Below are 26,474 nucleotides of genomic sequence, written 5' to 3'. Positions count from 1 at the left end.
GAGCTTTAGCTCAGGGCGGTGTAGATCTGATATTCATAGAGACGATGATGGATCCGAACGAAGCAGCCGCCGCCGTCAAAGCGGCTAAGAAAGTCTGCGATCTACCCGTCTTCGCCTCGATGAGCTATAACGTGGATAAAAAGGGGTTTAGAACGATGATGGGGACCTCACCGGAACAGGCCGTTAAAATACTGATCGAGGCGGGCGCGGACGTCGTGGGGGCAAACTGTGGAGATGTGCTTGCATCGATGATGCCATCCCTCATCCGTCAGATGAAAGAGGCCGGAGCGAAACTGGTTGTGGTCGAACCGAACGCCGGGGTGCCCAGGATAATCGACGGCAGAACCGTTTTCCCTCAGACGCCCCAGGAGATGGCCAGGAGCGTCCCTGAGATGATCGAGGCGGGCGCGGATGTGATCGGCGGCTGTTGCGGCACCACACCTGAGTACATCCGCCTTATCGCCCGGATCGTGAAAGGTGAACGAAAATGAGCATAGTGGTCGTCGGATCGGTCGCCCTCGATTCCATCGAGACCCCTTATGGCAAGCTCGAAAGAGCCCTTGGCGGATCGGCCACATACTTCTCAATCGCCGCTAGCTTCTTCCATCCCGTCAGACTTGTGGCGATCGTCGGCGAGGATTTCTCATCCGAGCATATCGAACTGCTTAAATCGCACGGCGTGGATTTGGAGGGATTGGTCAGGGCGAAGGGCAAAACCTTCCACTGGAAGGGGCGGTATAACGACCTTAACGTGGCCGAGACTTTATCGACGGAACTGAACGTCTACGCCGACTTCGATCCCGAACTGCCTGATAGCTATCGTAACTCCGAATATATCTTTCTGGCTAACATCAATCCCGATCTTCAACTGAAGGTGCTTGAGCAGGTCAGATCCCCGAAATTAGTGGCCTGCGACACGATGAACCTGTGGATCAACACCGCTCTGGATGAGCTTAAGGAGGTTCTCAGGCGGGTCGATCTGCTCATACTCAACGATTCTGAGGCGAAGATGATCGCCGGAGAGGAGAACCTGATAACGGCCTCCAAGAAGCTACTGGAGCTCGGTCCCGATAGGGTGATCGTTAAAAAAGGAGAGCACGGGGCCATATCCTTGACATCGGAGACTTTTTTTGCCATACCTGCCTATCCCGTCGAAAGGGTTGTGGATCCGACGGGAGCCGGTGACTCCTTTGCCGGCGGTGTCATCGGATATCTCGCCTCAAGGGGGCGGACCGATGAGGGAAGCTGGCGTAAGGCGATCGCATATGGAACGGTGCTTGCTTCCTTCAACGTTGAGGATTTCAGTCTCAGGAAGCTCTCATCGATCTCAAGGGAGGATATCGAGAGGCGGCTCGATCGATTGCATCAGATGACGAGGTTCTAGATGTCGTGGTTTGAGTATTCAGGCGCACTCCACATTCACTCCCGGTACTCCGACGGCGGAGGAACGGTCGAGAAGATAATAAAGGCGGCTCATAAAGCCAACCTCGATTTCATCATCCTCACCGATCATGAGACCTTAAAAGGGCGTGATCGATGGCAGGGATGGCATGACGGGTTGCTCCTTATCGTGGATGAGGAGATCTCACCGTGGATCGGAAATCACTATCTCGCTCTGGGAATCAAAAACGAGATAAGGGCCAAGATGGCGCTCAAAGCTCAACCCTTCATTGATGAAGTCAGACGGCAGGGCGGAGTGGGTATAATCGCCCACCCCTTCGGTGAAAAGAAGGGATTCTTCCCCGTGCTGGATAGACCGTGGATCGATTGGGATGTCATCGGGTTTGACGGAATGGAAATATGGTCGTATATGTATGACTGGATTAAGGATTTGACCCTTCTCACCCTACCCTATTACATCCTGCATCCGAGCAAAGCGATAGATGGCCCCCGGCCTGAGACACTGGCGAAGTGGGATGAGCTTAACCTCTCACGAAAGGTCGTGGGGGTGTGCGGTCTGGATGCCCACGCCAAAAAGGTGCCATTTCTCCCTTTCGTGGAGATCCTCCCCTACGAGTATCTCTTCCGAACCCTCAGAAATCATATCTTGCTCAAGGAACCGCTTGATCCCGCTTCTCCTTCGCGGAGCATATCCATGATCCACGAGGCGATCAGATATGGAAGCTGTTTCATCGGCTATGACCTGATCGCCGATTCCACGGGATTTCTATTCAGGGGTGAAATGGCAGGCGTGGAACTCAATATGGGTGATGAGAGGATTTTCGCGGGAAGGGCTATTCTGAAGGTTAAAACCCCTATTCCGGCGAGGATCAGAATTCTGAGAAACGGCAAGCCGATATTCGACGAGATGAGGTCGGAGGTCGAAATCGGTGTAACCTCCCCGGGCGTATACCGATCGGAGGCCTATCTTGGCCGTAAGCCCTGGATATTCTCCAACCCGATCTACCTCAGATCCCCTCGATCTGCATGATCAACCTGCCTATCTGAAGCCTCAGCAGGAGATGATAGAGCCTGATGAGGAGATTCACCTGTGCTGTAGATGGGATGTTCTCGTCCAGTATCATCTCCGCCATTTTGTCCATCAGCCTTCCCAGACTTTTGGCTTTTTCAAGGGAAGGCCCGCCCTCCGAGGAGGTATCGGCGTTGAAGAACTCCCACATGTGATCCTGTAGCTCCAGCAGATAATTGTGCACGGAGGCCTTGTGTTCCTTCCAGGCCGAATCTATCCAGATCGTATCCGCTCTCCATCCGAGATATATGGCTATCGCTTCGATAAGCACATCTCGAGGGGTTTCCTCGCCCGATATTATCTCCTCGACCTCAGATAGTATCCCCGCGTTGGCATCCAACATCCTGACGTTGTGGTAGTCCTTAACGGAATCGAGCACCTCATGATTGTCGAAGATGAGATGCCATAGCGAAGCGCTTGTCCGAAGTATGGCTTCGATCTGAGATCGTATCTCCTCCGGAAGCCCTGATCGGACGGCGAAGTGGTGTAAGGCGTGAAGCTTATTTCTGAAGCTCCACACATCCTCTGGTGATACCTCAGGAATAGGCTTAAGGAACCACCTCAGGAGGTCATCTTTTATATAGTCGATAACCCTCAAGGATAACTCGGATGACATCGGTTACCCCATATCTCGTTGGGAATACGCCCAGTGAGCTATTTTTGATTTTCAAATGGAACCCGGATGTCATATCTTCCGGGCCTTTCGACCTTGAGTATCCCTTCGCTGAGCATCATCTCAAGCGGCGATTCCTTGATCTGGAGAGGCATTCTGACCACATCCCTGATCCTGACCGACTCATATATGGCCATCATGATCTCCATGGTATATCTCGCCTGTCTGCCGGAACCTCTATGCTCCTCAACTCTGCCTTCGATCCACGCTATCAGTTCCTCAAGCTGGTTCATCCCATCGCCTCGGGGCTGCACCTCGGTCACTCCCTTCTTATTCGTCAGGAATATTCTGCCATCCTGGTATGTTATCATCCCATCCGACCCATACATCAGAGCGGCTGGCATCCCGGGGCCTGGCAGATCGACCTCTATGACTCCTCGGGTGCCGCCCTCGAAGCAGATGATAGCGGCGGAGAAATCCTCTATTCTCATCCTCCTCTCGTATCGATCGGTTTTGCGGGAGATCTGGCCCAGCACCCATAATGTCTCAGGATCGCCGAGCAGGTATCTTATGGTATCAATCAGGTGGGTTCCCCAGTTGAGAAGTCCGCCGATTGCCTTTCTGAAAGCGAGGGTCGGTTGGCCGATGGCGCCTTCCAAGATCAGTTTTCTAGCGGTGACGTTGACGGGTTCGAAGCGGCGTTGATGGCCCACCACCAGCTTAACCCCATTACGGTCACAGGCCTCCAGCATGGTATCCGCCTCGCCGAGGTTTGTGGCCATAGGTTTTTCACAGAGTATCCCCTTGATACCACCTGTCTCAGCGGCAGCCACGGTTATCTCGGCGTGGGACATCGGCCATGTGCAGACGCTGAGTATATCGATCTGCTCCGAATCGAGCATCTCCCGATAATCGGTATATCTGGCCGGTATGTCGAACTCCCTAGCGAAATTGTCAACCGCTTCAGGGTTGATATCCGCTGCGGCGACCATCTGGGTTTTGGGATGTCTTCTGTAGGCGTTAGCATGTGCCCGCGCCACGCCGCCGCAGCCTATTATACCAACCCGGTAGGTATCATCGGACATTTTGCCTCCTCTTACCTTCCGAAACGATATCCCGGTGCGGTCCCTGTTATCTTGAAGAGCGATTTGGCAGCGTTATAGTGGATGACGGAATCGTCATCCTTGATCGCCTCCTGCAGGAGAGAAGCCGCCTTGCGGTTCCCAGAGTCACCCAGGGCGGTCAGAATCCTCCGCCTGAGGCCGATCGGATAATCCGTCTTACGATAGGCATTGATGAGCGCATCGACGGCCTCATCGGTGCCTATCTGACCAAGGGATGAGGCGGCGTTCTTGCGGACGGACTCCTGAGCTGATGTATCGTTGAGGGTCTGGATCAATGCCTGGACGACCTCCTTAGTACTGAAATTACCCAGCGCTTTTGCCGCCTTGTATCTTTCGCTCTCAGCTTTTCCGGAGTTCTGCATTATGCCGATCAGATCCTTGATCACATCCTTTCTGCCGCTATGACCGAGCCCCAGGGCGGCGTTGCCTCGGACAGACTCTGAGCTGTCGGAGAGCATCTCCTTGAGCGTCTTAATCGCCTCGTCGGTACCCGTTCCACCGAGCGCTTCGGCAGCCGTGGCTCGCAGACTTTCAGGCTCCCAGGTATCCTTAAGCCTTTCGATGATAGCCGGCGCGGCCTCCTTGAGTTTCAGCTCCCTCCCGGCCGCAAGGGCCACCTCCTTCCACACATCATCGTATTCGCTTTCATCGTTGAGCCTTTCAAGCAGCGCCTTTGAGGCAGCAGGGTCCTTTATCTTCCCAAGGGCCTCGGCCGCCTTTGCCCTGAGCGAGGTAGGCAGTGATCTGTCCCGCAGGATCGAGATAAGCTTCGCGACAGCTCTTTCGCTTCCTATATCGCCCAACGCCGAAACGACCGCCTCATGAATGGAGAGGGTCTGCGATGTAAGCTCCTCATTCAGAACGGATAACAAGAGGTCCTCAATGCTCGAATCGCCGTATTTGGCGATAGCCGATATGGCGTCCGCCCTGATCGATGGGTCTATCTCAGTTTCGATCGACTTCGCTATCAGGTCGAAGCCTCTGTAATCGCCTATGTTGCCCAGGGCGATGATGGCCTTATCCCTCAGCTCGCTCATCGGAGATCCCGCCGCTCGAATGAGCGGTTTGATCCCCTTCTCATCCTTTATGTTTCCAAGTGTCTCAGCGGCCTTTGCCCTGTTCGTCTTCCATTCCTTCGGGTCAAGCAGTGAATCAACAGCACCGGCTGCTTCCTTCTTCTGAGATTTGACCGCCTTTCGAGTTTTGAAGTTGGCCAGGGCGGTTATCGCGTACCCCCGCACCATTGGGCTCTCATCCGAGGCGGCCACGCGCATTAGATCATCCAGAGCGGCCTTATCGCCTATCTTGCCCAGGCAATATACGGCGCGAGCCCTGACATAAGCCTTGTCGTGATCCAGAAGGCCGATGAGGGGTTTAACGGAGGGCGAGCCGATGTTTATAAGCGCCGTTTCGACCTTAGCTATCACGGCGTCCGATTCTCTCTCCTCTTCGCTCTTGCCTTTATCGCTGAGCACATCCACGAGAGCGCCAACGGCGGATTTATCCTTTATCTCGCTGAGCGCCCAGGCGGCGTTCTTACGGGCGGTTTCGTATTTGTCCTTCTTCATCGTCCTGATGAGAGCTCCGACCGCCTTTTTCGATGCTATTTTACCCAGGGCAACAGCCGCTTCATTACGCACAACCCCCACGTCATCCCCCTTCATCGCTTTTATCAGAGGACCGATTACCTTCTCACCTCCTATCTCCCCGAGCGCCCAGGCGGCATTTTTCCTGACCACAGCCCTGTCATCATCCTTGAGAGCTTTAATCAGCGGATCGACCACCTCATCCCCCTTGATTTTACCGAGGGCGAGGGCAACCTCTCCCCTGATGATTCCGGGGATGGGTTTTATCTCGGCCCACGTCCTATAATCGGTGCCCCACTTGCTGTTAAGCGCTTCGATCGTCTTGAACCTCTTCTTAAGCAATCTCTGATAATCCTTGGGTTTCTCGCGCAGTGCGCTTATGATCCTCAACATCGGCTCAAGTGCCTCTTTAGGCTTTATCTCACCCAGGGCGGCGACGGCGGCTCTCCTTACATCGGGAGTTTCATCCTCAGCCATCATTATCCCTATGAGGTTCTTACTCACCTCGCTCGGCTTGATCGTCTTCAGGACGGTCAGGGCGCTTATCCTGATGCTCTCCCTCTCGTTTTTATCCTCGGCGATCCTTAAAACCGCCTTGACCATATCGGGGTCGTAATACCCGATCGTGTTGAGGGCGTCCAGGACGTTGCTCCTTATCCTCTCATCCACATCCGAAAGGAGCTCGGTAAGACGGGGTATAGCCTTTCTGGCTTTCATCGCCCCCAGAGCTGCCGCTGCTGCGGCCGCGACCTCCTTATCCTGATCCGAAAGGGCCTCGATCAGTGCGTCGACAGCACGTTTATCCAGTGTGGATTTCAACACGTCCGCTGCAGCTACCCTGACCTTGCTCTCAGGGGATTTAAGGGCTTTGATCATAGCGGGCGTGGAGGCGGGACCGAATTTGACGAGCGCTGAGCTGGTACTGCTCCTGAGATCATCATCCGATAGGAAGGGAACGATCTGTGAGATCGCCCTCTCATCCCCTATACTCGCCAGAACGTCCATTGCCCTACCGATCACAGAATTTCTAGCTGATTTCTCCTTGTCTTCCGTCACGGTGGCCGAGGGTGGAAGTGGGACATCGGTCGCCTTGGTCTCGAGGACCTCCAGAAGCGGATTTACCGAGTCCGATCCGAAAGAGATCAGGGCCTCCTTGGCCGCTGTGACGACATAGCTGTTAGTATCGGCCAGTCGGTCGACGAGATCGGGTATCGCCTCTTTGGCGTTCATCTGTGCCAGGAGCTTGACGGCATAGATCTTAGGCTGGGCATATTGGCTCTTAAGCACGTTTCTGAGAGGAGTGACGATCGTTTCTCCCCCTATCAGCTCCAGGGCGATCGGAACCTGATACATCACCTCGTATGATTCAGAGCCGGGCTTGGTCAGATCGGTTATCGGGCCGATAGCCTCCTTGGCATGAAGCCTTCCAAGATAATAAACTGCCTGAGCTTTGATAAGCGGATCGTCGGACTTCAACTCCGATATAAGCGGTCTTACGGCGCTTTGTCCCATTTCCCTGATAACCGCCTCGACTTTACCCCGCACGTCCTCGTCGTAGCACTTCCCCGCTATAAGCATCGCTCTGACCACCAGATCGGAGCTTGATTCCAACAGAGGTTTGGCCCAACCGGTTTTCCTCTCCATCAGATCGGCGAAGCTCTTAGCTAGAAATCCCATAGCGTAGTTTCTGGATCTCACAAGCCTTTCGAGCCTCTTCAGATCCTCCTCATCCGGCTCCTCTTTCGCCTCCAGATCCTTTATCTCCTTCTCCAGAGGCTTGACGTTGTTCAGGCATCTCTCCAGGGCGGTTCGCCAGGCCTCAGGGTCCGGATTGCCCCTGACGGAAAGGATCTCTTTGAAGCATAACGCCTCGGCGTTATCCGGTTCCGTTTGCAAGGCGGCCTGGACCCTTTGAACTGCCCCTTTGAACTCCTGATTTTGGATAAGTTCCCTCGCTTTAAGGATATCCTTGTTCTCCTCCTCACCACAACCCGATAAAATCCAGATTGAAAAGGCAGCGATTAACAGAACACCAAACCAACGAAAGTGGTTCATTTGTCCCTCCCTAATCTTTATTGTATCTGTACGGCCCATACCGGCCTATCTCCTTGATAGCCGACCAGCAGGGTGATGATCTCACCGTCGGCCTTAACCGGAGTTGTGCTGTAGATCTCTCTGGAAAACCAGGAACCGGGCTTTAAAAACACCGCTTTCTCCGGTTCCCTGCCATATCCTCCGAACCTCACGGAGGTCTCCTTCGAAGTCGGATTGATCACCAAGAGGGAGGTTTTCCCATCGTGGACCGGCGAGGCCGCCGCCGTGATTACGCTTCCCTCCCGGACCCTACCGATCGGCTCAATCACCGCCGATGGGGTTGGGAAGTAGTATCCTATCAAAGGGTAGTTTGACCTTGCGGATATGGAGGCGATCTTTCCCCCATCAAGACGGCTTGAAAGTCTTATCATGACGGCACCACATCCGGGTATGAGCTTCCTCATCCTTCTGATCCCGGCATCGCCTTTCAGAGCGATCTCGACCCTTGCTCCGTCCCTGGAAAGGTTCGCTACGAAAAGCTTCCCATCCGTACTGAGAGGACCTAGCATCAGCTTGATCTCCCTTCCCATCTCCTCCACCGGTCGGGCATTGAGGGCGATGACCCCTTTCTCAGATATACCCCGATAACCGCAGATCACATCTCCATCTTTGACCTCGACGATACATATACCCATTTTCCCAACGGGTATTGCCCGAACGGCATTTTCCGGAATGCTCTCCATCGAGGAGTCAACAAGTTCTCCCCTTCGGTTGTAGAGTTTAACGTTAACGACCGCTCCGACGCCGATCTCGGTGGGTAGATCTGCCAGCACCAGATACCCCTTCTCGCTTCTTCCCAGGACGAACCGTCTGGAACGATCGGCCTTGACAAACTGCGATCCGAAAACCCTGCCGTTTTGGCCGATTCCCCAGTAGATCACCTTGAGTTTCCCCGCTGCGAACTTGGCTTGTATCAGTCCCTCGCCTTTCAGCAGCTCATCAACCTTGATCCTCACGGTGGTGTATGGCTGGACGACCTTAACCAGCGTCTTGATCCCATCACGACCTACAAAGGAGATGAGGGCGTCGACCGCATCCTCCGTGACATTGGTCAAAGTTACCAAGGGCTTGTATCCCCTTATCGGAAGGTGAATCTGATATAGATCTATCGCCGAGGCCGATGAGAAAACGAGGAGAATCGGGGAGACAAAGATAAGCCCGAATACCGTGAAGGTAACGAAGGGATTCTCATTTTTTTCGATATGAGTCAACACAAAGAGCAGTTTCATGCCCGTTTACTCCCCTGAGACGACCAACTTGGAGAAATCGGCCACAAGGCAGAGGCTTTCCGTGATCCTCTTAAGCAACGCCAATCTGTTTCGCTTTAATCCCTCATCCTCAGCCATCACCAGGACCTCATCGAAGAAACGATCTATGATAGGCTGGAGTTTTGAGAGTTCCCTCAAAGCTCCGGGGAAATCCCCATCTTCACACAACCTCTCGACAAGCGGCTCGATCTCGGAAAACCGATAGAACAGCTCCCTCTCACCATCCTCAATCAGTTTCCCCTCATCCACCGATGTGTCCTGCCACCCCTTCGGGATTATCCTGAAGGTGCGATAGAAGGATGGATAAATTTTATCAAATTCCTCGCTCGATTTAAACTCCGAAACCACCTTCATCCTCTCCTGCAGGTTATGAATCATGTTAAACCCGCCTGAGAGGACCGCATCCACAACGTCGTGTTCGAATCCCTCGTCGATGAACATGTTGAATAATCTATCCCGGATGAAACGCATTACCCCTTGGGCCGTGTTCTCATCGATCCTATCCTCATAGAGCGAGCAGGTATATCGAACCATGTCCTCTATGTCCAAGGCCAAGTTCATCCGCCGGATGATTCTGATAAGCCCTATAGCACCTCGCCTCAACCCGTAGGGATCCTGTGAGCCGGTTGGGGTTTCACCTATACCGAAGTGTCCGACGATCGTATCGATCCTATCTGCGATTGAGAGGATAGCCCCCAGCAGAGTTGAAGGTATCTCATCTTCGGAGGAATAAGGCTTGTAATGTTCCTTTATGGCCAGAGCGACCTCCTCCGGCTCGCCCGAATTTCGGGCGTAATACCCACCCATTATCCCCTGAAGCTCAGGGAACTCGATGACCATATGTGTGACCAGATCGGCCTTACAAAGCTCCGCCGCCCTGGCCGCCATCTCCATATCCTCCTCATCCATTCCCAGCTCACCGGCCATATAGACGACGAGGTTTCTGAGCCTCTGAGTTTTATCGTAGAGCGATCCGAGCTTCTCCTGAAAGATGACATGCCTAAGCTTTTCGACTTTATCGGCCAAAGGTTCTCTCTGATCCTCCTTGTAGAAAAACTCCGCGTCATCCAGCCTTGCCCCCAGAACCCTTTCGTTTCCCCTCTTTACGTTCTCCCAACCGTTATCCGTCCCGTTGGAGATCGTGATGAACTTCGGGAGCAACCCGCCATCTGGTTTTCTGAACGGGAAGTAGCGTTGATGTCTGCGCATGGAGGTTATGAGGACCTCCTCGGGCAGAATCAGGTGAGATTCGGCGAATTTACCCACAACGGCTTGGGGGAATTCCACCAGGAAGTTGACCGTCTCAAGCAGATTCTCATCTATCTCCGTCGAACATCCCTCCTCTCGGAGTATCTCGACCACCTGTCGTTTTATCTCCCTTCGTCTCTCCTCGTGATCCGCTATAACGCAGGCGGATCGGAGTTTGTCCTTATACTCCTCCAGAGAGGCAGTTTGAAGCTCCAGGTCTCCTTCCGAAAGCGATCTATGTCCGCGCGTGATCCTTCCGGATTGGAGGTTGCCCCAGGCAAAGGGCACGACCTCACCGCCCAGAATGGCCACGATCCATCTTACAGGCCGGGCGAACCTCATCCCATCCCATCTCATCATCTTTGGGAAGCTCAGGGATGAGATAATTCTGGGCAATATCTCGCCGAGCACCTCGGCTGTCGGCCTACCACTTTCGAACCTGTGGAGACAGACGTACTCCCCTTTTTCAGTCCGGGTGAGCTGTAATTGCTCCACCGATACACCCTGTTTACGGGCGAACCCCAGCGCCGCTTTGGTCGGGTTGCCGTCCGGATCGAAAGCCACGTGTTTAGGTGGGCCCATGATTACCCTTTCTCTATCCTCCTGGCGAAGGGAGACCGATTTGACGTGGAGGGTCAACCTTCTAGGGGTGGCCAACACCGTTATTTCGCCGTGTCTGATCCTATTTTCCTCAAGGAACCTCTCGGCCATCTCCCGCATCTGGCGCAGTGCTGGCGGGATGTATGAGGCGGGGATTTCCTCGGTTCCTATCTCAAACAGCAGGTCAGCCTCTCCCTCCGTCCGTGGCTTGTTCTTCTTCACATCCTTTACAGCCGGCGAGCTCGGTTCCTGAACGGGTATCCTATCGATGAAGGGATGTCCCATCTCCTGGCGCTGATCGACATATGCCCTTGCGACCCGACGTGCGAGGTTCCGCACCCGAGCGATGTAACCTACCCTTTCGGTAACGCTTATCGCCCCACGTGCATCGAGCATGTTAAAGGTGTGAGAGCACTTCAACACGTAATCCAAGGCCGGTAACACCAAACCGTTTTTGAGGCATTCCATCGCCTCTCGCTCATATGTCTCGAAAAGGGAGAACAACATCGAGCTGGAGGAGACCTCGAAATGGTATTTAGAATATTCGAACTCGCCTCGACGATGTATATCGCCGTATCGGAAGTATTCGTTCCATTGGATATCGAAGACGCTGTCGACGCCCTGAAGGTACATGGCGATCCGTTCCAGCCCGTAGGTTATCTCCAGTGATATAGGGTCCACCTCGATGCTGCCTATCTGTTGGAAATAGGTGAACTGGGTGATCTCAGCGCCGTTCCACCATACCTCCCATCCCAATCCTGACGCTCCGAGTGTGGGTGATTCCCAATCGTCCTCGACGAATCTGATGTCGTTCCGCTTGGGATCGATTCCGAGATACTTGAGGCTCTCCAGATATATCTCCTGTGAATCCACCGGTGCCGGTTTGAGGATGACCTGGTATTGGTAGTAATGGCCGAGCCTGTAGGGGTTATCGCCGTATCTGCCGTCCGTCGGGCGTCTGGAGGGCTCGACATATGCCACCCTCCACGGCTCGGGGCCCAAAGTCCGAAGGAAGGTGGCAGGATTGAAGGTTCCCGCTCCAACTTCAACATCATATGGCTGCTGTATCACACATCCCTGAGAGGCCCAGAACCTCTCAAGTGCCATTATCATATCCTGAAAGTTCATTGAACCACCCTCTCCATGGATTCGATGAAACGTAGGCTCTTCAGTTCCCTTTCAGTCTGGCTTTGGATAAAGGAGGTGATCGCCCTTCTGATCTCCCCTTTGCAGGTTCTGTTCGCCCTGAATCTGGTTGATCGGGAGATATCGCCGTTCAGCATCTTCCTCATCATCTCGAGCGCCCCTCTGGTTATGACAAACCGCTGTCCGCGTGACCTGGCCGCGCACCTGGCACACAGCACACCCCCTGATAAAGCGTTGAACCAGGGTGTGCCTTTGATCGGCGAAAGGCATGAGACGCATCGCTCCAGCTGGGGTCTGAACCCGCTGTGGGATAAGAATTTCAAGGCGAAGGCATATGTGACCAGATCCGGCTCGCTTGAGTCCTCGATCAGGTTCAGATACTCCGTAAAGAGCCGAAACCCCTCTCTGTCTGACATCCCCTCAACGGAGACGATATCGACTAACTCCAAGGCCATCGATGCCGAGGAGAACCGATCCAAATCTCCCTTTATCCGCTCAAACCGATCAATCACATCGAAGGAGCTGAGCGAGTGGAGGTTAGAGCTTGATCTTTCAAAATAAACCACCTGTCCGTAGTTCAGGGGCTCAAGCGCCGAGGCGAATCTGCTTCTTGGTTTTCTTGCTCCTCTTGCCACCAGCTTCAGCTTCCCTTTGTCTGTGTAGAAGGAAACGATCCTATCCGCTTCGCCGAAGTTAAAGGTTCTTATAAGTATCCCATGGCATTTACATAAGCTCATTCCCCCTCACCCATCGTTTCAGCTTTTCGATCGCCTCCATTTCGATCTGTCGCACCCTCTCTCTCGTGATCCCGAACCTTTTACCCGCCTCCTCCAGGGTAAGCGGCACGCCATCCTTCAACCCATACCTCAGTATTATAGTCTCACGCTCCCTATCGGAGAGCTTCTCCAAAAGCTTCATTATCTCCTCTCTTTGAAATTTTCTCTCGAGCTCTTCAAAGGATGAATCCCTCTTATCCTCTATCATATCCTCCACATATGTATCGTCGAATCCCTCGAGCTTATCCTGCAGGGATGCGGGTCGCTGGGCGAAGTTAAAGAGCTCCTCGATTCTCTCCTCGCTGAGACCCATCCTCTCGGCGATTTCTCCAATCGACGGTTGCCTGCCCAACTCCTGAGCCAATCTTCGGGAGATGTTGACCAATCTACTCAGCATATCCAGTATGTGGACGGGAAGCCTTATCGTGCGTCCCTGAGAGGCGATGGCCCTGGTGATGGCCTGTCTTATCCACCAAGATGCATATGTGCTGAACCTTGTCCCTCGTCTATAGTCGAACCTCTCCACGGCTTTTATCAGGCCGAGGTTTCCCTCCTCTATCAGATCCATGAGAGGCAATCCTCTGTTAACATATTTCTTGGCGATACTGATCACCAATCTTAGGTTCGAGAGGATCAGCCTTTTACGGGCCTCTTCATCCCCCTGAGAGATCCTTCTCGCCAATTCCGCCTCCTCATTCGGAGAGAGCAAGGGTATATGGCTGATCTCCCTCAGGTAGATATCTATCAGGTCGGAGCGCTCCTCCATGGGATGGAACAGCTCGACGCTTTCCCCGGTGGGTAGATCGATATCTCCCTCTGGCACCTCAGGGGTTCTTCTCCTGGAATCCATCTCGTCCGTTTCAGACAAGGGGAGGTGGTGTGTTAAAAATAAAAATGGTCGGGGCGAGAGGATTTGAACCTCCGACTTCCTGCTCCCGAAGCAGGCGCGCTAACCGAACTGCGCTACGCCCCGAACTCTCAACATATATATTTTAACAATCATCACCATGAAAGGCAAGGGCTTTCAGAGAACCTCCTTCTTCCATCCCTCCGAAATCGCTCATCGTTCGGCAGTATATCACTTGAAGTATAATATCCCGTATGCTAAAATATCAGCGAATATAATAACTTCAGAGGTAAGGGGGTAGGGTGACTTCGCCGATTTCATGAACATTCCCGTTTTGGTCTTAAATGCCAGCTATGAGGCGATAAATATCTGCGACGCCAAAAGGGCCTTGAAGATGATAATCAAGGGTGTTGCGCATCCCGAGAAGGAGTCGCAGTATGAGGTGAGGTCTACATCCTTTTCGATTCGCATTCCCCATGTCGTTAGGTTGGTGGAGTACGTGAGGGTGCCCCATTCCACCGTGCGGTTTTCCCGTAAGAACGTGTTCCTCAGGGATCAGTATACCTGCCAATACTGTGGCAGGAGATTTCCGGCTTCGATGCTAACGCTCGATCACGTTATCCCGCTTTCCAGAGGGGGGATGACCTCCTGGAAGAACGTGGTGACCGCCTGCAAAAGCTGCAACAACAAAAAGGGCAACCGCACACCGGCAGAGGCGGGGATGAAGCTCATCCGAAAGCCGACGATGCCTTCGCTCTACATACACATAGCGAAATTCGCCAAGGGCTATCACGAATCGTGGAAGGAGTATCTATTTCATGATAACGATTGATCATGCGTCAACTCTGCTGAGATTATCCCTTAGCCTGTTGATCCCCTTTATCTTAGCTTCATGTGCCCTTCATCCGCCGGTTGATTATTACTATGAATTCGCCCTGATGGAGAGATTAGGCGAGGAGGTAAGGGCTCAAACCGGCAGGGAGATCGGCGTCACAGGGGCGGAAAGCCGAAGGGAAACTTCCCTTTCGCTGCCGTTTCAATTCACCGATGCCCCGACTGTCTCGCTGATATCTAGGATATCTCAGACGGAGACGGGTGGGGCGGTCGAGATACCATTCGCACCGGATATGCTGAAGAAGTTCCTTTCGGAGAACCAGGGGCTCGACGTCAGCAGGGTTGAATTGGTTAACGGCAGGGCAAAAGGAGGCAAAAACGTCGTTCGAGTCAGTTTTCTGCCCAAATCCCTTACCGATGAAGGTTTGCTGTCCGAATATCTCATCATCTGTGCCGCTGTGAGGGGATTCGATAAGGAATCGAACTCGGTTGATACGGTCGTCGGATTAATTGAAGACGAAAACACGCTGATCCCATACATCGCCCTGCAATCCGACATGAAAGATTACATCGATTTGGAAGGAGGAAGGATCGGATACAGGGATTGGACCTCCAGGGTGGAGGTTAAAAAACTCAGAGAGAAGTGATGCAATTTCAAACTCTTCGCAGGAGATGGCAGTTTGAGAGGGTTTACAAAGAGGGAAAGAAATTCTGGAACGAAGTGTTCGTCATTTATGTCTTACCTAACGGGTTGAACGAGAACAGACTTGGGATAGCGGTTACCAAAAAGCTCGGAAAGGCCGTCAAGCGTAACCGCGTTAAAAGGCTTATCAGGGAATCATTCAGGCTTTTGAAGGATAAATTAGAGGAGGGTTACGACATAGTGGTAGTCGGACGAGCTCCGGCCATCACCATGAAATGTCAACAAACCCAGGCCGCCATGCTCGATCTTTTCAAAAGGGCGAGACTTCTGAAGGAGGAGACCGATGATGGCTAAATTGATCGTCCTCCTGATAAGAGGATATCAGATCTTCATATCGCCCCTTTTCCCTCCATCGTGTCGATTCTACCCCACCTGTTCTCAATACTCGATGGAGGCGATCTCGAAATACGGTCTGATCAAAGGCGGCTGGCTTTCCCTGAAAAGGCTTTCCAGATGTCATCCGTTCAACCCGGGCGGATACGATCCCCTCATGTAAACCCACTGCCATCTCCAACCTAAAGGTTAATCTACGCTTTGAGGAGCTGTTCGACATGGATAATAAAAGATATGTGATAGCGCTCGTGCTGATGGGATTGGTGATGATCGGATGGATATATCTTCAGACGAAGATAGCTCCACCCGGGGTGAGAGGGAAACGGGCCGAGGAGAGAACTGCCCAACAGGAGGTTCAGCCCGAACCTCAACCTCAGGTCGAATCGGTCGAGATATCGAAGCCCCCTCCCGGGAAGTCCAGGAAGGAAGGTAAGATAGTGACGGTCGAAACGGACCTGTATACGGCCAAGTTCGATACGAAGGACGCCACCGCTATCAGTTGGAAGCTGAAGAAGTATCGCAAAAAACACTCTCAGACCGCTGAACCGATAGATCTCATCCCGTTCTCAGCCATATATTGCCTTGAGATGGAGTTTGAGGATCCATCGCTTCAGTGGCTCGCTGCCGAAGGGTCATGGGAGGCGGACAAAAATGAGCTGGTTCTGACGGATCAAAACCCAACTGACACGCTCGCCTTTACCTCCAAGCTCGGAGATCTTCTCATCGTCAGGAAGGTGTTGACCTTCCATAGGGGGAGCTATACGGTGGACATGGAGATCAAGTTTGAAAACCTCTCAGATAAACCGTTTGACCGGCTCGCCTCAGGATACAGCTTGAAGTGGGGTCCGGGCATAAGCTGCGATTTGAAGAAATCCATGAGGAGATACGGGCCGAAGTCCTACATGATCAAGCAGAAACAGAGCAAAAAGCCGTCACTTCTTCTCTGGGTCGCCCTCAACAGCAGATACTTCGCCGCGGCGATAATCCCTGACCAGTCGCTTAACACATCCTATAAGGTGAGGAAGGTCACCACTTCGGAACAGATAAAACCGATGTACGTTCAATCCCCCGAGGATCTGGTTGAGCTGGAAGTCACCGGAATCACTTTAGGCCCTAAGGAGGTTAAATCCAACAGGTTCCGCCTCTTCGTCGGTCCTAAGGTTAGATCGATCCTTGAAAAGGTCGAAGCGCCGGAAAACTCTGAATCGGGAAAGCCGATCTACAGCGTGAGGCTCGATCAGCTGATCAATTTCGGCTTCTTCGGACCGTTCTCGAAGATAATGCTTTCGATCCTCCTTTTCTTCCATAAACTCGTCCGCAATTACGGAGTGGCTATAATTCTGTTGACGATTCTGATCAATATAATCCTCTATCCCTTAACCATCAAACGGATCAAGTCCGCGAGGGAGATGCAAGTTCTGCAGCCTAAGATAGCGAAGCTGAGGGAGAGATACAGGGACGACCCGCAGAGGATGAATAAGGAGCTGATGAAGCTATACAAGGAACATGGAATCAACCCGATGAGCGGTTGCTGGCCCATGTTGCTGCAGCTTCCGATTTTTTGGGCGTTGTTTAACATGTTGAGGGAAGCTATCGAGTTGAGAGGCGCCCACTTTATACTATGGATCAGAGACCTATCGGAGCCGGATACCCTGGGGGTGATACCGGGGATCGGTATACCGATAAGGGTATTGCCGATACTGATGGGTATCTCGATGTTCTACCAGCAGAAGATATCTATGGCATCGACCGATCCGCAACAGGCCAAATACATGAAATACATGCCTCTTATCTTCACCTTTATCTTCTTCGGCTTTCCTTCAGGGTTGGTCCTTTACTGGTTGACCAGCAATTTGCTTACTATCCTGCAACAATACCTGATGAGCGGCTGGTCGTTAGGAAAAGAGTCAAAGGAGGTATCATAATGGCCCCGCAATACATCGAACGGGAAGGCAGAACTCCGGAGGAGGCTCTCGAGCTTGCCCTTAAGGAATTGGGTGTGACAAGGGATCAGGTGATCGTTAAAGTTCTGAGTGAGGGAAGCAAGGGGATTCTCGGCCTCGGAGCCAAACCGGCCAAGGTCAGGGTCACCCTCAAGGAGGATCCCTACTCCACACCGGAGATCGTCCTGAAACGATTGATAAACCTCATGGGTGTCGAATGTGAGCTCGAGAGCGAGACGATCGAAGGCGTCATACACATAAACATCTCATCGCCGGATGCCGGTTTGATCATCGGGAGGCGGGGTGAAACCCTTCAGGCGATCCAATTCCTCCTCAACAACATCGTCAACAGGAGGGCGCTCGTCAAGAAGAGGATAATACTCGATGCCGGTGGATTCCGTGAAAAGAGAGAAAGGGTTCTCGAAGATATGGCCCATAGGCTTGCCGAGAAGGTTAAGATGACCGGCAGGGAGATAGTGCTGGAGCCTATGCCCGCGCATGAGCGCAGGATCATTCACCTCGCCCTTCAGGACGATGAGGAAGTGAGAACATATTCGAGAGGTGAAGGGGATAACAGATGCGTCGTCATAACAACACGTGAGGGCTATGAACGCGAACATGGCATCTGACACCATAGCAGCGATATCCACGCCGCCCGGCGAGGGCGGCATAAGCATCGTTAGGCTCAGCGGGCCTGAGGCGATCCGGATAGCCCATTCCGTCTTCAGGCCCGCTCGTCCCGATAAAAAACCCACCCACGTCAGATCACATACCATCACATACGGCCATATAGTCGATCCCCAGTCGAATCAGATAATCGATGAGGTCCTCCTCTCCGTCATGCGCGCCCCGTATACCTATACAAGGGAGGATATCGTCGAGATAAACTGCCATGGCGGAGCGATCGTGACGGCGAAAATACTCGATCTCCTGCTGCACCAGGGAGCAAGGCTCGCCGAACCGGGTGAGTTCACCAAACGGGCCTTCCTCAACGGAAGGATAGACCTCAGCCAGGCCGAAGCAGTTATAGATCTGATAAGGGCGAAGACGGATCTCAGCCTCAAGACGGCCACGAACATGCTCCTCGGCGGGCTTTCCGAGAAGATCCGAAAGCTGAGAAGCTCCATCGCTCAGATCCTGGCCGAGGTCGAGGCGTCGATAGATTTCCCCGATGAGGAGCTGGATTTCATGCCACCCGATGAGATGATAGAGAGGCTGAAGGCGATCGCCGAGGAGATAAAGAAGCTCATCGAGACGGCAAAAGAAGGGAGGATACTGCGTGAGGGAGTTCGAGCCGTTATAGCAGGCAAGCCTAACGTCGGAAAATCCAGTCTCCTCAACAGGCTCCTCAGCGAAGAGAGAGCCATCGTGACGGATATACCGGGGACCACTCGCGACTCCATCGAGGAATACATAAACATAGGCGGCATACCGGTGAAGATCATAGATACTGCAGGCATAAGATTAACCGACGATCCCGTTGAACTGGAAGGGGTCAAGCGAAGCAGGAGGATGATAGAGATGGCCGATCTGGTACTGGCTATGTTCGATTCCTCGCAGAAGCTGACGGAGGAGGATCTCGAGCTTATCAGGCTTATCTCGGACAAACCCGCCTTGATCGTCATGAACAAGATAGATCTGCCCTCCCAGATCTCATCGGAGGATCTGGCGAAACTCTCGAACAGACGGATCGTGAGGATATCCGCTCTCAAGGAGATAGGTGTGGACGAGCTGAAGGCGGAGATCGTCAAGCTTATAACAGGCGGTAAGGTCATCTCATCCGATTCCTCTGTGACGATAAACCTCAGGCACAAAGATGCCCTGAGGAGGGCGCTTGAGAGCCTCTCATATGCTATGGACTCCATCGATAGGGGGGAGCCGCCGGAACTCGTCGCAGTTGACCTCCACGGCGCTTTGAACTGCCTTGGCGAGATAGTGGGAGCGGTCACAAATGAGGAGATATTGGACAGGATTTTCTCCCAGTTTTGCATAGGAAAATAGCCTCCGGACCCTATATCCCATGATGAACTCTCAATCTTTGGAGGTGTGAGGTGCCATATATGATCGTCCTTTTGATCGGGCTTTCCATAAGTTTCGCATCGCCACAGGGGAAAAGCTACGATGCGAAGCTATGGAGAGGTGGATGGGGAAATAGCCCGAATCCCGAACCCGTCCTCCACCTGGACGGGTTCAAGGTGATCCGGATGTCCGAACGGAAAAGGGAGGGACCGAGCATGAGTGATGAGGAGTTTTTCAAATCGCTCGACCTAGATATGCCTCAGCTCAAAGCGGTCAAGGAGGCCGTCCTGAAGGGGGATTACGCCTCGGCCAGGAGAGCACTCGCCGAGCACATCCGGAGACGCGAATGGCCGAGATGGTTCTTCGACTGGCGTGATCATCCCTTCCTCGATGTGAAAGTGCCGCCGCCCGAAGCGGACAAAAACCCCGGGGGATGGGATTATTATCATCTGTTCCTCACGATCGACTGGCAGGGGTGGAAACACTTTAAGCTCAAAAAGGAGGATTTCTCCCCTACCAGAAATCCGATCGGATGGGAGTGGATCCGATATATCATGTTCAGTGCCACGGGATGGGGTTTGAAGGCGAACCCCGAGACCACCCTTTACCTCGATGGCATCAGGCTGGTGGGGAAGGAGGGAACGGTCACGGTCTGCGACTTCGAGTCCGAATCTCCACCCTTCGAGGGGATTGAACGCACCGATGAGCTTTCAAAAGAGGGTAAATTTTTAGGCAGATGGGCCGATCATCCCATCAATCCACGCATCAGATGCTGGAGGATACCGCATGATTGGAGCAAGTTCGACTATCTGGAGCTTTGGATCTATTCCGAAAAGGCAACCGGCGCTCGGATCGTCCTCGTCCTCGATTCGGATCTCCCCAAACCTCCCCGCGATGCCGAGGATTATGTGCATAAGAGGTTTACATGGACCTACGGAAACAGGCCGTGGACGGTACAGTTCAAGGATCGGATCGATTGGGCAGCCAATCCCACCGAAGGTGAGGCCAGGACACATCTGTGGAACGAGGCCCTTAACCGGCATTTCCACTTCCAGAAGCTCGCTCAGGCCTACTGGGAGACGGGATATGAGCGGTATGCAGAGGCATTGGCCGAACAGTGGATGGATTGGATCAGGAGCAACCCTCCGCCGCTCATCACATCGGGCAATCAGGCTCCGGGAGGTTGCTATGCTTGGCAGACCCTGACGACCGGGATAAGGCTTGAAAGGACATGGCCCGATGCCTTCTATCGCTGTCTCGGTTCACCGGCGTTCACCGACGAGGTGATCGTCACGATCATGAAATCGGTTGCCGATCAGGCGCGACATCTGGTTAAGTGGCCTACAGGTCGAAACTGGCTCACGGAGGAGTCCATGGGGCTTTTCACCGCCGGGATGCTTTTCCCCGAGTTTAAGGAGGCCGAGAAGTGGCGACACACGGCCATCGAAAGGCTGTATGGACAACTGGATGAGGAGGTTTATCCTGACGGGATGGAGGATGAACTGGCGGCTGGATATAACAACTGGGTCGTCAGCAACATGTGCAACCTTATCGAAAGGGCGAAGATGAACGGGTTTGAGGATGAGATACCGATCGATTTCAAGGATAAGCTCGAGAAGATGTTCAACTACCTGCTTTACGCTATGATGCCTAACGGGGCGATACCCGGACTGAACGACTCCGGTAACTCCGACGTGAGAGAGCTGCTGATGCGGGGTTACAGGCTTTTCCCCCATCGCGAGGACTTCCTCTTCGGCGCCACGCTGGGTGAGAAGGGCCAAAAACCCAGATATACGTCCTATGCTTTCCCCTACACAGGTCATTACGTGATGCGATCAGGCTGGAAGAGTGACGCCGTTTACCTCCTCTTCGACTCCGGCCCCTTCGGCAGTGGACATCAGCATGAGGATAAGCTTCATTTCGTTCTCTGGGCTTATGGAGATCAGCTTGTGCTTGATCCGGGAAATTACTCATACGATCGAAGCAGATGGCGTCGATACATCATCACCTCCCCCGGCCATAACACCATCATGGTCGATGGGGAAGGGCAGAACAGGCGAAGGAGACGGGAGACCTGGGTTTGGCCGAGGCCATGGGATAAACCGAAACCTCCGAATGACGATACCCGCTGGGTCAGCAAGCCGCTCTTCGATTTCGTCCGTGGCAGATATAAAAGCGGTTATGGGGATCGAAACGAGATCAACGTCATCCACACCCGTCGCATCCTCTTTGTGAAACCCGATTACTTCGTCATCCAAGATACCCTCGTTCCGGCCGACAGAAGGGAACATACCTATGAATCCCTTTTCCACCTCGACTGCGAGGAGGCAAGCCTCGATGAGGGGACGTTGAAGGTGGAGACGAGGAGGGATAAGGGAAGCAATCTCGTTATAATCCCGCTCCTGGATGGCGATTTGAAGGCGAGGATCGTAAAAGGGCAGAAGAACCCCGTTCAGGGATGGGCCAATCATCCATGGCGCCCCATACCGACGGCGATATACACCAAACGAGGTGACGGCGTTATCCGGTTCCTCTACCTGCTCTATCCGCTTCGGCAGGGGAAAAAGGACCCCATCCTCTCCGTCGATCCCTTGGCGTTACGGCCTTCAGACGCCAACGCGATCGGCACAGTAATCAGGTTCTCCGACGGATATACCGATTATGTCCTGTTCAACGATTCGCCGGGAAAGGAGGTTGAATTCGCCGGATTCATCACCAAATCCGAGGCGATGTGTGTGCGCGAGGATGAAAAGGGGAGGATAAAGGCCAAATTCGAGGCGCCTTAAGCTTAAACCTTCAACGCCCCTTCGGCGTATCCTCATGAAAAAGCTCTGGATAACAGGGCATATTGCGTCCCTACCGGGGCAAGAGGGAGGTTAAAAATGGGTTTATTAAAGGATCTCTTCGGCAATTATGTGGGTGAGGTAGATTCCTCAGGGAACGTGCGAGACCTCTACGGCAATCACATCGGCAGAGTTGATCTTTCAGGAACTGTTTTCGATTTTTACGGTAATCGTATAGGGGAGGTGGACTCCTCCGGCGTAGTTTATGATTTCTACGGCAATCGAGTGGGAGAGGTGGATTCCTCCGGCATAATCAGTGATTTTTGGGGAAACTGCGTGGGCTACGCTGAGCCTCCTGATGTAACAGCCGGTGGAGCGGCCTTTCTCCTGTTGATCCGGTCATAGCGATCCGGCACGATCAGGAGTGGCATAAACCTAGAATAGCTTTTACAGCTTATCCACCTTACTTTAGCCCGTATACTTGACAGGGCACTGACGATCGATTATAATCGGATATCGACAAACCAAGACCCGCTAATAAGCGTTAAAACGTTCAACGTGTTTTCCTATCCCGCTTCATAGGGGATTGCGATAGTATCGGTATATCCTGTTAGACATGAGGGGAAACAAGGAGAAAGAAACTAGAAACAAGGGAATGAGAACCTTGTTCTTTGCTCCTAGTTCCTCGTTCCTTTTCGCTCTGAGAGGATCAAACTGTAGGGCTAGGCATTGAATGCCTAGCCCCCTACAAACTTACGATCCTCTTTCCTGTTACCGATGAATTTCCTATGCACCCAATATACGAGCGTCTTTGACTCCACCCTAAGGATGTGATATAATAACTCCGCTCATGTTGTTGTTAAGTGTAGCGAGGACCTGGGGTTAATGTCTGCCATGGCCGAGAAGGATATCATATAGAAGGCATCTTGGATGGCGGCGAAGTTAAATGTGGATGCTGGTCGGTGGCGACGCTACACTATAAGTGAATAGCTTCGTTGATAACAGCGGGGGAGTAAGTGTTGGATCTCGACGGATTGAGATTTTCAATCTACAGGTTCTCCCTCGAGGCGGAGGATCGGTTTCATATCCCGGGTTACCCCGGATTTATCCTTAGGGGAGCCTTCGGGGCGAAGCTGAAAAGGATATGTTGTGTCTCCAGAGGTAGAGAGTGTTCCGATTGTGTCCTTCATACCGGCTGTCCATATGCCTATCTCTTTGAGACGGTCAGGTTTGAAGGAGCCCCGAAGTTTCGGACGATCCGGGATATCCCCCGCCCTTTCGTGATTTCGCCCCTCCCATCCGATGATCCGGCATCCCTGAAATTCGACTTCACCCTTATAGGGGATGCGGTGGAGGCCTTCCCGTATGTGTTGTCGGCGTTCATCGAACTGGAGAAAAGCGGTATAGGACCTAAAAGGGATAGGTTCTCGCTTCTTTCCGTCGACTCGATCACCCCTCAGGGCAGCGTTAACATCTACCGGAAGCAAGAGGTAAACTCACCGTTCAAGCATTACCTCTTCACCCATCTCGATCTGCTTCGACGAGCGGAAGAGATAAACGACAATAAGGTGAAAATCAACCTCCTCTCGCCACTCAGAACTAAATTCAGAGGACAACTCGTGAGCGATCTGATGTTTCACCATCTTGTCAGAGCGATCCTGAGAAGGCTTTCCTTGATATGCGCCTACCACTGCGGATTCAAGCTTAACCTGGATTTCACCGCCACCTTCTCTATGGCCGAAAAGGTGAAAAGGAGATCATCAAAGCTCAGATGGATCGATATGGAACGATTTTCCACGAGACAGAAAAGAAGGCTGAAGATAGGCGGGGTGATGGGATATGCGGGATTCGAAGGCGAAATAGCTCCCTTCAGGATCATCCTGGCAGCTGGGGAGAAACTCCACGCGGGTAAAGGATGCGTGATGGGGCTTGGGAAAATGGAGGTGATGGATGATATGGAGGGATCGCCTGACAGGGATGGAGGTGGAACTGAGCGAGGAGAGGATCAGACGGACGAGGTCGTATCTGGCCGAAAAACTGGCGGGTAGGCTGCAAAGACACAATAGCCCGAAGCTGGCAGCCGATGAAGCAGCTCGTTTCTGGAGGGATTATTATGGTATCATCTTCCCGATCCGCTTCGGATTAGGATTCGATGAGGAAGGGCTTATAGATGGGGTCAGGTTGGATCTGACCGGCTCGGGGTGGTTTAGAGGGAAATTCCTGGACGGAACGAAGCTTCCTCCGTTGCTTCCTCCACGAAATCCATCCCACCGATCGGAACTGGTATCGGATAGATCTCTGAAGGAAGCTATAATCGTCAATCTGAGCCTCAGAGCATCAGGGAGTTCTCCGGAGAGAATCAACCTCGCCAGGCTCGCTGCCCTCACATCAGAGCTGGCCGACGTCGAACCCCTATCCTCCCTCCTTCGATCCCGCTTCCCATCGTTAGATGAACACTCCAAGCTGAATGTAAACGATCGAACGGCTGTCCATCTGATCGTATGTGCCGCACAGAGGATTAAATCCTACATCTTTGAAACCTCAGGTCTCAACGAGATAAGGGGCGCATCGACGCTGCTGGATGAGCTAACGGAGGAGTTCGCCGAGGAGATAGGAGATCGAATGGGGCCCGAACTCGTCCTGCGCCAGGCCGCATCTACCGTCGAGTTCCTGATCCACGACCCGGGGGATTGGGCTGAACGGTATAAGCGGCTGATGTACGAAAGACTGGGGACGGGAATCTTCGCCGTCGGATCGGCACGAATCGAACTGAGGGATTTAGTCGAACGATTCAACGACTCGATAGGAAAAGCCTACCTCTCCCTGAATCGGGACCGCCTGCAATCCCAGATCCCTCTCGTCCAGACGCTGCCCTTCGAGGAGAGATGCGAGCTCTGTCGAAAGCGTCCGGCGGAGGGATGGTATAAACGGGAAGGGGAGTTCCACCCCGTATGTGGTATCTGTATGACGAAACTCGAAAGGGGTAGAGAGGAGAGGAAGGAAAAGCTGGGATATCTCCTTGAATGGCTCGACATGCAGGATGATCCGAGCCCGCTCGGAATCAAACGCCGAAAGGAGTATACCCCCACAACCTTACAGGATATGATCCCCCAAGGGAAGGTCAGAAGAAGCCTGATAGGCGTCATTTATGGCGACGGCAACAACTTCGGGGCAATTCTCCAGCGCCACTCCTCCATATCCGATGCCATACAATGGTCAAACAGAGTTGATAGGACGATCAAGGCGGCCATCACCCTTGCCGTCGCTCGATCGTGCCAGGAAGGAGCGATGAGCCTGAAAGAGGGATGGCGCCCCGGATCTCCGCCTCCCCTGGAGAGATTTCCCTTCCAGATACTTGCCCTCGGCGGAGACGATCTGAGCTTGATATGCTGGGGGAGAATTGCACCGAGGTTCTGCGAGAGGTTCGTCGCACTGACCGATATGGAGCTTTCGCCCGGAGCCGCCTTCTCGCTCGGAGGACTCATATGTGACGACAAAACCCCCATACAGATCGCCGTCGAGTTCGCCGAATCAGGTCTCATGAAATGGGCTAAGAGGGCGTGGCACGCGGAGCCGGAAGGGGGCGGGACGATCGCCCTGATGCTGGCGGATTCCCCCGAAAAAGTGCCCTCAGACCTCAAATCACATCTGGAAAGGATGTTCGTCAGAAAGGAAACGGCATGGGAGATGTATATGACGCTCAGGCCGTTCAGAGCCGATGAGCTCAGATTCCTGCTGGAGAAATCCCGCCACATGAGCGCTTCCCACAGAGGGAGATTGTATAGGATGACGCAGACATTCCTGGAAGCCAGTCCTTTGGCAGCTATGCTGTATTATGCCTATCAGATGGGAAGAGGAGGGAAAGAGTTCTTCGAGGATCTGGAGTCGGCCGAAAAGACAGGATCATGGCAGGGAATCTTCGGATTCAAGTTCCTTCCCGCACACAGGCTCAACCGCCGACCCTTTGGGGAGAGAGATCAAAAGGACGGGATTTTCTGCCCTTTATGGGATCTGGTTGAGATAATGAAGATGCTTGAGTAACAAGACGTCGTTCTCACTTGGTCTCCCCCATAAAGGGGAAGGGCTA

At 53.0% G+C, this 26,474-nt stretch carries 21 protein-coding genes and 1 tRNA gene; 14 read left to right on the top strand and 8 right to left on the bottom strand.

Translation table 11 applies throughout. The annotated features are described in order from the left end of the window. The 3 genes from J7M22_18745 to J7M22_18735 form a co-directional block, all read left to right on the top strand. The coding region (locus tag J7M22_18745; protein MCD6508644.1) for a homocysteine S-methyltransferase family protein at window positions 1–491 on the top strand (491 nt) is incomplete at its 5' end. Further along, complete coding sequence (locus J7M22_18740; GenBank protein ID MCD6508643.1) at window positions 488–1,384, top strand: bifunctional hydroxymethylpyrimidine kinase/phosphomethylpyrimidine kinase; 897 nt, start codon at window positions 488–490, stop codon at window positions 1,382–1,384. The genes J7M22_18745 and J7M22_18740, both read left to right, overlap by 4 nt. Next, window positions 1,385–2,431, top strand: coding sequence for a CehA/McbA family metallohydrolase (locus J7M22_18735; protein ID MCD6508642.1), 1,047 nt, complete (start codon window positions 1,385–1,387; stop codon window positions 2,429–2,431). It begins immediately after the preceding gene. Here J7M22_18735 and J7M22_18730 read toward each other — a convergent pair. The 8 genes from J7M22_18730 to J7M22_18695 all read right to left on the bottom strand — a co-directional run bounded on the left by J7M22_18730 (window position 2,409) and on the right by J7M22_18695 (window position 13,898). Further along, complete coding sequence (locus tag J7M22_18730; GenBank protein MCD6508641.1) at window positions 2,409–3,086, bottom strand: hypothetical protein; 678 nt, start codon at window positions 3,084–3,086, stop codon at window positions 2,409–2,411. The genes J7M22_18735 and J7M22_18730 overlap by 23 nt on opposite strands. Window positions 3,087–3,124: 38 nt before the next feature. Then, window positions 3,125–4,168: a Gfo/Idh/MocA family oxidoreductase gene (locus J7M22_18725; GenBank protein MCD6508640.1), complete on the bottom strand. Its 1,044-nt coding sequence runs from the start codon at window positions 4,166–4,168 to the stop codon at window positions 3,125–3,127. A gap of 11 nt (window positions 4,169–4,179) precedes the next feature. Beyond that, window positions 4,180–7,848, bottom strand: a complete 3,669-nt coding sequence (locus tag J7M22_18720) for a HEAT repeat domain-containing protein (GenBank protein MCD6508639.1) — start codon at window positions 7,846–7,848, stop codon at window positions 4,180–4,182. A 17-nt stretch (window positions 7,849–7,865) separates the two neighbouring features. Then, window positions 7,866–9,116: a hypothetical protein gene (locus J7M22_18715; GenBank protein ID MCD6508638.1), complete on the bottom strand. Its 1,251-nt coding sequence runs from the start codon at window positions 9,114–9,116 to the stop codon at window positions 7,866–7,868. A 6-nt stretch (window positions 9,117–9,122) separates the two neighbouring features. Further along, on the bottom strand, window positions 9,123–12,131 hold the full coding sequence (locus J7M22_18710; GenBank protein MCD6508637.1) for a glycine--tRNA ligase subunit beta: 3,009 nt from the start codon (window positions 12,129–12,131) through the stop codon (window positions 9,123–9,125). Beyond that, on the bottom strand, window positions 12,128–12,886 hold the full coding sequence (recO, locus tag J7M22_18705) for a DNA repair protein RecO (GenBank protein MCD6508636.1): 759 nt from the start codon (window positions 12,884–12,886) through the stop codon (window positions 12,128–12,130). Before recO ends, J7M22_18710 begins: the two co-directional genes overlap by 4 nt. Beyond that, window positions 12,873–13,775 carry a sigma-70 family RNA polymerase sigma factor gene (locus J7M22_18700; protein ID MCD6508635.1) on the bottom strand — a complete coding sequence of 301 codons (903 nt, stop codon included), beginning with the start codon at window positions 13,773–13,775 and terminating at the stop codon, window positions 12,873–12,875. The genes recO and J7M22_18700 overlap by 14 nt, the downstream gene beginning before the upstream one ends. Before the next feature lie 45 nt (window positions 13,776–13,820). Then, window positions 13,821–13,898, bottom strand: a tRNA-Pro gene (locus tag J7M22_18695). A 193-nt stretch (window positions 13,899–14,091) separates the two neighbouring features. Between J7M22_18695 and J7M22_18690 the strand changes: the two genes are divergently transcribed. From J7M22_18690 to J7M22_18640, 11 genes are all read left to right on the top strand, one after another. Continuing rightward, window positions 14,092–14,604 carry an HNH endonuclease gene (locus J7M22_18690; protein ID MCD6508634.1) on the top strand — a complete coding sequence of 171 codons (513 nt, stop codon included), beginning with the start codon at window positions 14,092–14,094 and terminating at the stop codon, window positions 14,602–14,604. Further along, window positions 14,591–15,253, top strand: coding sequence for a hypothetical protein (locus J7M22_18685; protein MCD6508633.1), 663 nt, complete (start codon window positions 14,591–14,593; stop codon window positions 15,251–15,253). The genes J7M22_18690 and J7M22_18685 overlap by 14 nt, the downstream gene beginning before the upstream one ends. Further along, window positions 15,253–15,603 (top strand): ribonuclease P protein component, encoded by a 351-nt coding sequence (gene rnpA, locus J7M22_18680; GenBank protein MCD6508632.1) that lies wholly within the window; start codon window positions 15,253–15,255, stop codon window positions 15,601–15,603. Before J7M22_18685 ends, rnpA begins: the two co-directional genes overlap by 1 nt. Further along, on the top strand, window positions 15,596–15,805 hold the full coding sequence (yidD, locus tag J7M22_18675) for a membrane protein insertion efficiency factor YidD (protein MCD6508631.1): 210 nt from the start codon (window positions 15,596–15,598) through the stop codon (window positions 15,803–15,805). The genes rnpA and yidD overlap by 8 nt, the downstream gene beginning before the upstream one ends. 55 nt (window positions 15,806–15,860) lie before the next feature. Continuing rightward, window positions 15,861–17,567, top strand: a complete 1,707-nt coding sequence (gene yidC / locus J7M22_18670; protein ID MCD6508630.1) for a membrane protein insertase YidC — start codon at window positions 15,861–15,863, stop codon at window positions 17,565–17,567. Then, the gene (locus tag J7M22_18665) at window positions 17,567–18,214 is read left to right on the top strand and encodes a protein jag (GenBank protein MCD6508629.1); all 648 of its coding nucleotides are present in this window, start codon (window positions 17,567–17,569) and stop codon (window positions 18,212–18,214) included. Before yidC ends, J7M22_18665 begins: the two co-directional genes overlap by 1 nt. Further along, window positions 18,204–19,586, top strand: a complete 1,383-nt coding sequence (gene mnmE / locus J7M22_18660; GenBank protein MCD6508628.1) for a tRNA uridine-5-carboxymethylaminomethyl(34) synthesis GTPase MnmE — start codon at window positions 18,204–18,206, stop codon at window positions 19,584–19,586. Before J7M22_18665 ends, mnmE begins: the two co-directional genes overlap by 11 nt. A 50-nt stretch (window positions 19,587–19,636) precedes the next feature. Continuing rightward, window positions 19,637–22,390, top strand: coding sequence for an alginate lyase family protein (locus tag J7M22_18655; GenBank protein ID MCD6508627.1), 2,754 nt, complete (start codon window positions 19,637–19,639; stop codon window positions 22,388–22,390). A gap of 96 nt (window positions 22,391–22,486) precedes the next feature. After that, window positions 22,487–22,792 (top strand): hypothetical protein, encoded by a 306-nt coding sequence (locus J7M22_18650; GenBank protein ID MCD6508626.1) that lies wholly within the window; start codon window positions 22,487–22,489, stop codon window positions 22,790–22,792. 611 nt (window positions 22,793–23,403) lie between these two features. Then, the gene (cas6, locus tag J7M22_18645) at window positions 23,404–24,435 is read left to right on the top strand and encodes a CRISPR system precrRNA processing endoribonuclease RAMP protein Cas6 (GenBank protein MCD6508625.1); all 1,032 of its coding nucleotides are present in this window, start codon (window positions 23,404–23,406) and stop codon (window positions 24,433–24,435) included. Continuing rightward, a complete protein-coding gene (locus tag J7M22_18640) occupies window positions 24,338–26,428 on the top strand; it encodes a hypothetical protein (GenBank protein ID MCD6508624.1) in 2,091 nt (696 codons plus the stop codon). The genes cas6 and J7M22_18640 overlap by 98 nt, the downstream gene beginning before the upstream one ends. Window positions 26,429–26,474: the final 46 nt, after the last annotated feature.

The sequence above is a fragment of the Candidatus Poribacteria bacterium genome, assembly GCA_021162805.1.
Classification (GTDB): domain Bacteria; phylum Poribacteria; class WGA-4E; order B28-G17; family B28-G17; genus JAGGXZ01.
The sequence above is the reverse complement of the archived record's forward strand: the minus strand, read 5'-3'. Positions and strand labels throughout refer to the sequence as shown.

What these genes read in the sequence shown, in the direction of transcription:
- J7M22_18715 (MCD6508638.1), bottom strand. Translation starts at nt 9,116, where the DNA reads ATGAAACTGCTCTTTGTGTTGACTCATATCGAAAAAAATGAGAATCCC.
- rnpA (MCD6508632.1), top strand. Translation starts at nt 15,253, where the DNA reads ATGCAATTTCAAACTCTTCGCAGGAGATGGCAGTTTGAGAGGGTTTAC.
- J7M22_18720 (MCD6508639.1), bottom strand. Translation starts at nt 7,848, where the DNA reads ATGAACCACTTTCGTTGGTTTGGTGTTCTGTTAATCGCTGCCTTTTCA.
- yidD (MCD6508631.1), top strand. Translation starts at nt 15,596, where the DNA reads ATGGCTAAATTGATCGTCCTCCTGATAAGAGGATATCAGATCTTCATA.
- yidC (MCD6508630.1), top strand. Translation starts at nt 15,861, where the DNA reads ATGGATAATAAAAGATATGTGATAGCGCTCGTGCTGATGGGATTGGTG.
- J7M22_18700 (MCD6508635.1), bottom strand. Translation starts at nt 13,775, where the DNA reads ATGGATTCCAGGAGAAGAACCCCTGAGGTGCCAGAGGGAGATATCGAT.
- J7M22_18690 (MCD6508634.1), top strand. Translation starts at nt 14,092, where the DNA reads ATGAACATTCCCGTTTTGGTCTTAAATGCCAGCTATGAGGCGATAAAT.
- J7M22_18710 (MCD6508637.1), bottom strand. Translation starts at nt 12,131, where the DNA reads ATGAACTTTCAGGATATGATAATGGCACTTGAGAGGTTCTGGGCCTCT.
- J7M22_18650 (MCD6508626.1), top strand. Translation starts at nt 22,487, where the DNA reads ATGGGTTTATTAAAGGATCTCTTCGGCAATTATGTGGGTGAGGTAGAT.
- J7M22_18725 (MCD6508640.1), bottom strand. Translation starts at nt 4,168, where the DNA reads ATGTCCGATGATACCTACCGGGTTGGTATAATAGGCTGCGGCGGCGTG.
- J7M22_18665 (MCD6508629.1), top strand. Translation starts at nt 17,567, where the DNA reads ATGGCCCCGCAATACATCGAACGGGAAGGCAGAACTCCGGAGGAGGCT.
- J7M22_18735 (MCD6508642.1), top strand. Translation starts at nt 1,385, where the DNA reads ATGTCGTGGTTTGAGTATTCAGGCGCACTCCACATTCACTCCCGGTAC.
- J7M22_18740 (MCD6508643.1), top strand. Translation starts at nt 488, where the DNA reads ATGAGCATAGTGGTCGTCGGATCGGTCGCCCTCGATTCCATCGAGACC.
- mnmE (MCD6508628.1), top strand. Translation starts at nt 18,204, where the DNA reads ATGGCATCTGACACCATAGCAGCGATATCCACGCCGCCCGGCGAGGGC.
- J7M22_18685 (MCD6508633.1), top strand. Translation starts at nt 14,591, where the DNA reads ATGATAACGATTGATCATGCGTCAACTCTGCTGAGATTATCCCTTAGC.
- J7M22_18730 (MCD6508641.1), bottom strand. Translation starts at nt 3,086, where the DNA reads ATGTCATCCGAGTTATCCTTGAGGGTTATCGACTATATAAAAGATGAC.
- J7M22_18640 (MCD6508624.1), top strand. Translation starts at nt 24,338, where the DNA reads ATGATATGGAGGGATCGCCTGACAGGGATGGAGGTGGAACTGAGCGAG.
- recO (MCD6508636.1), bottom strand. Translation starts at nt 12,886, where the DNA reads ATGAGCTTATGTAAATGCCATGGGATACTTATAAGAACCTTTAACTTC.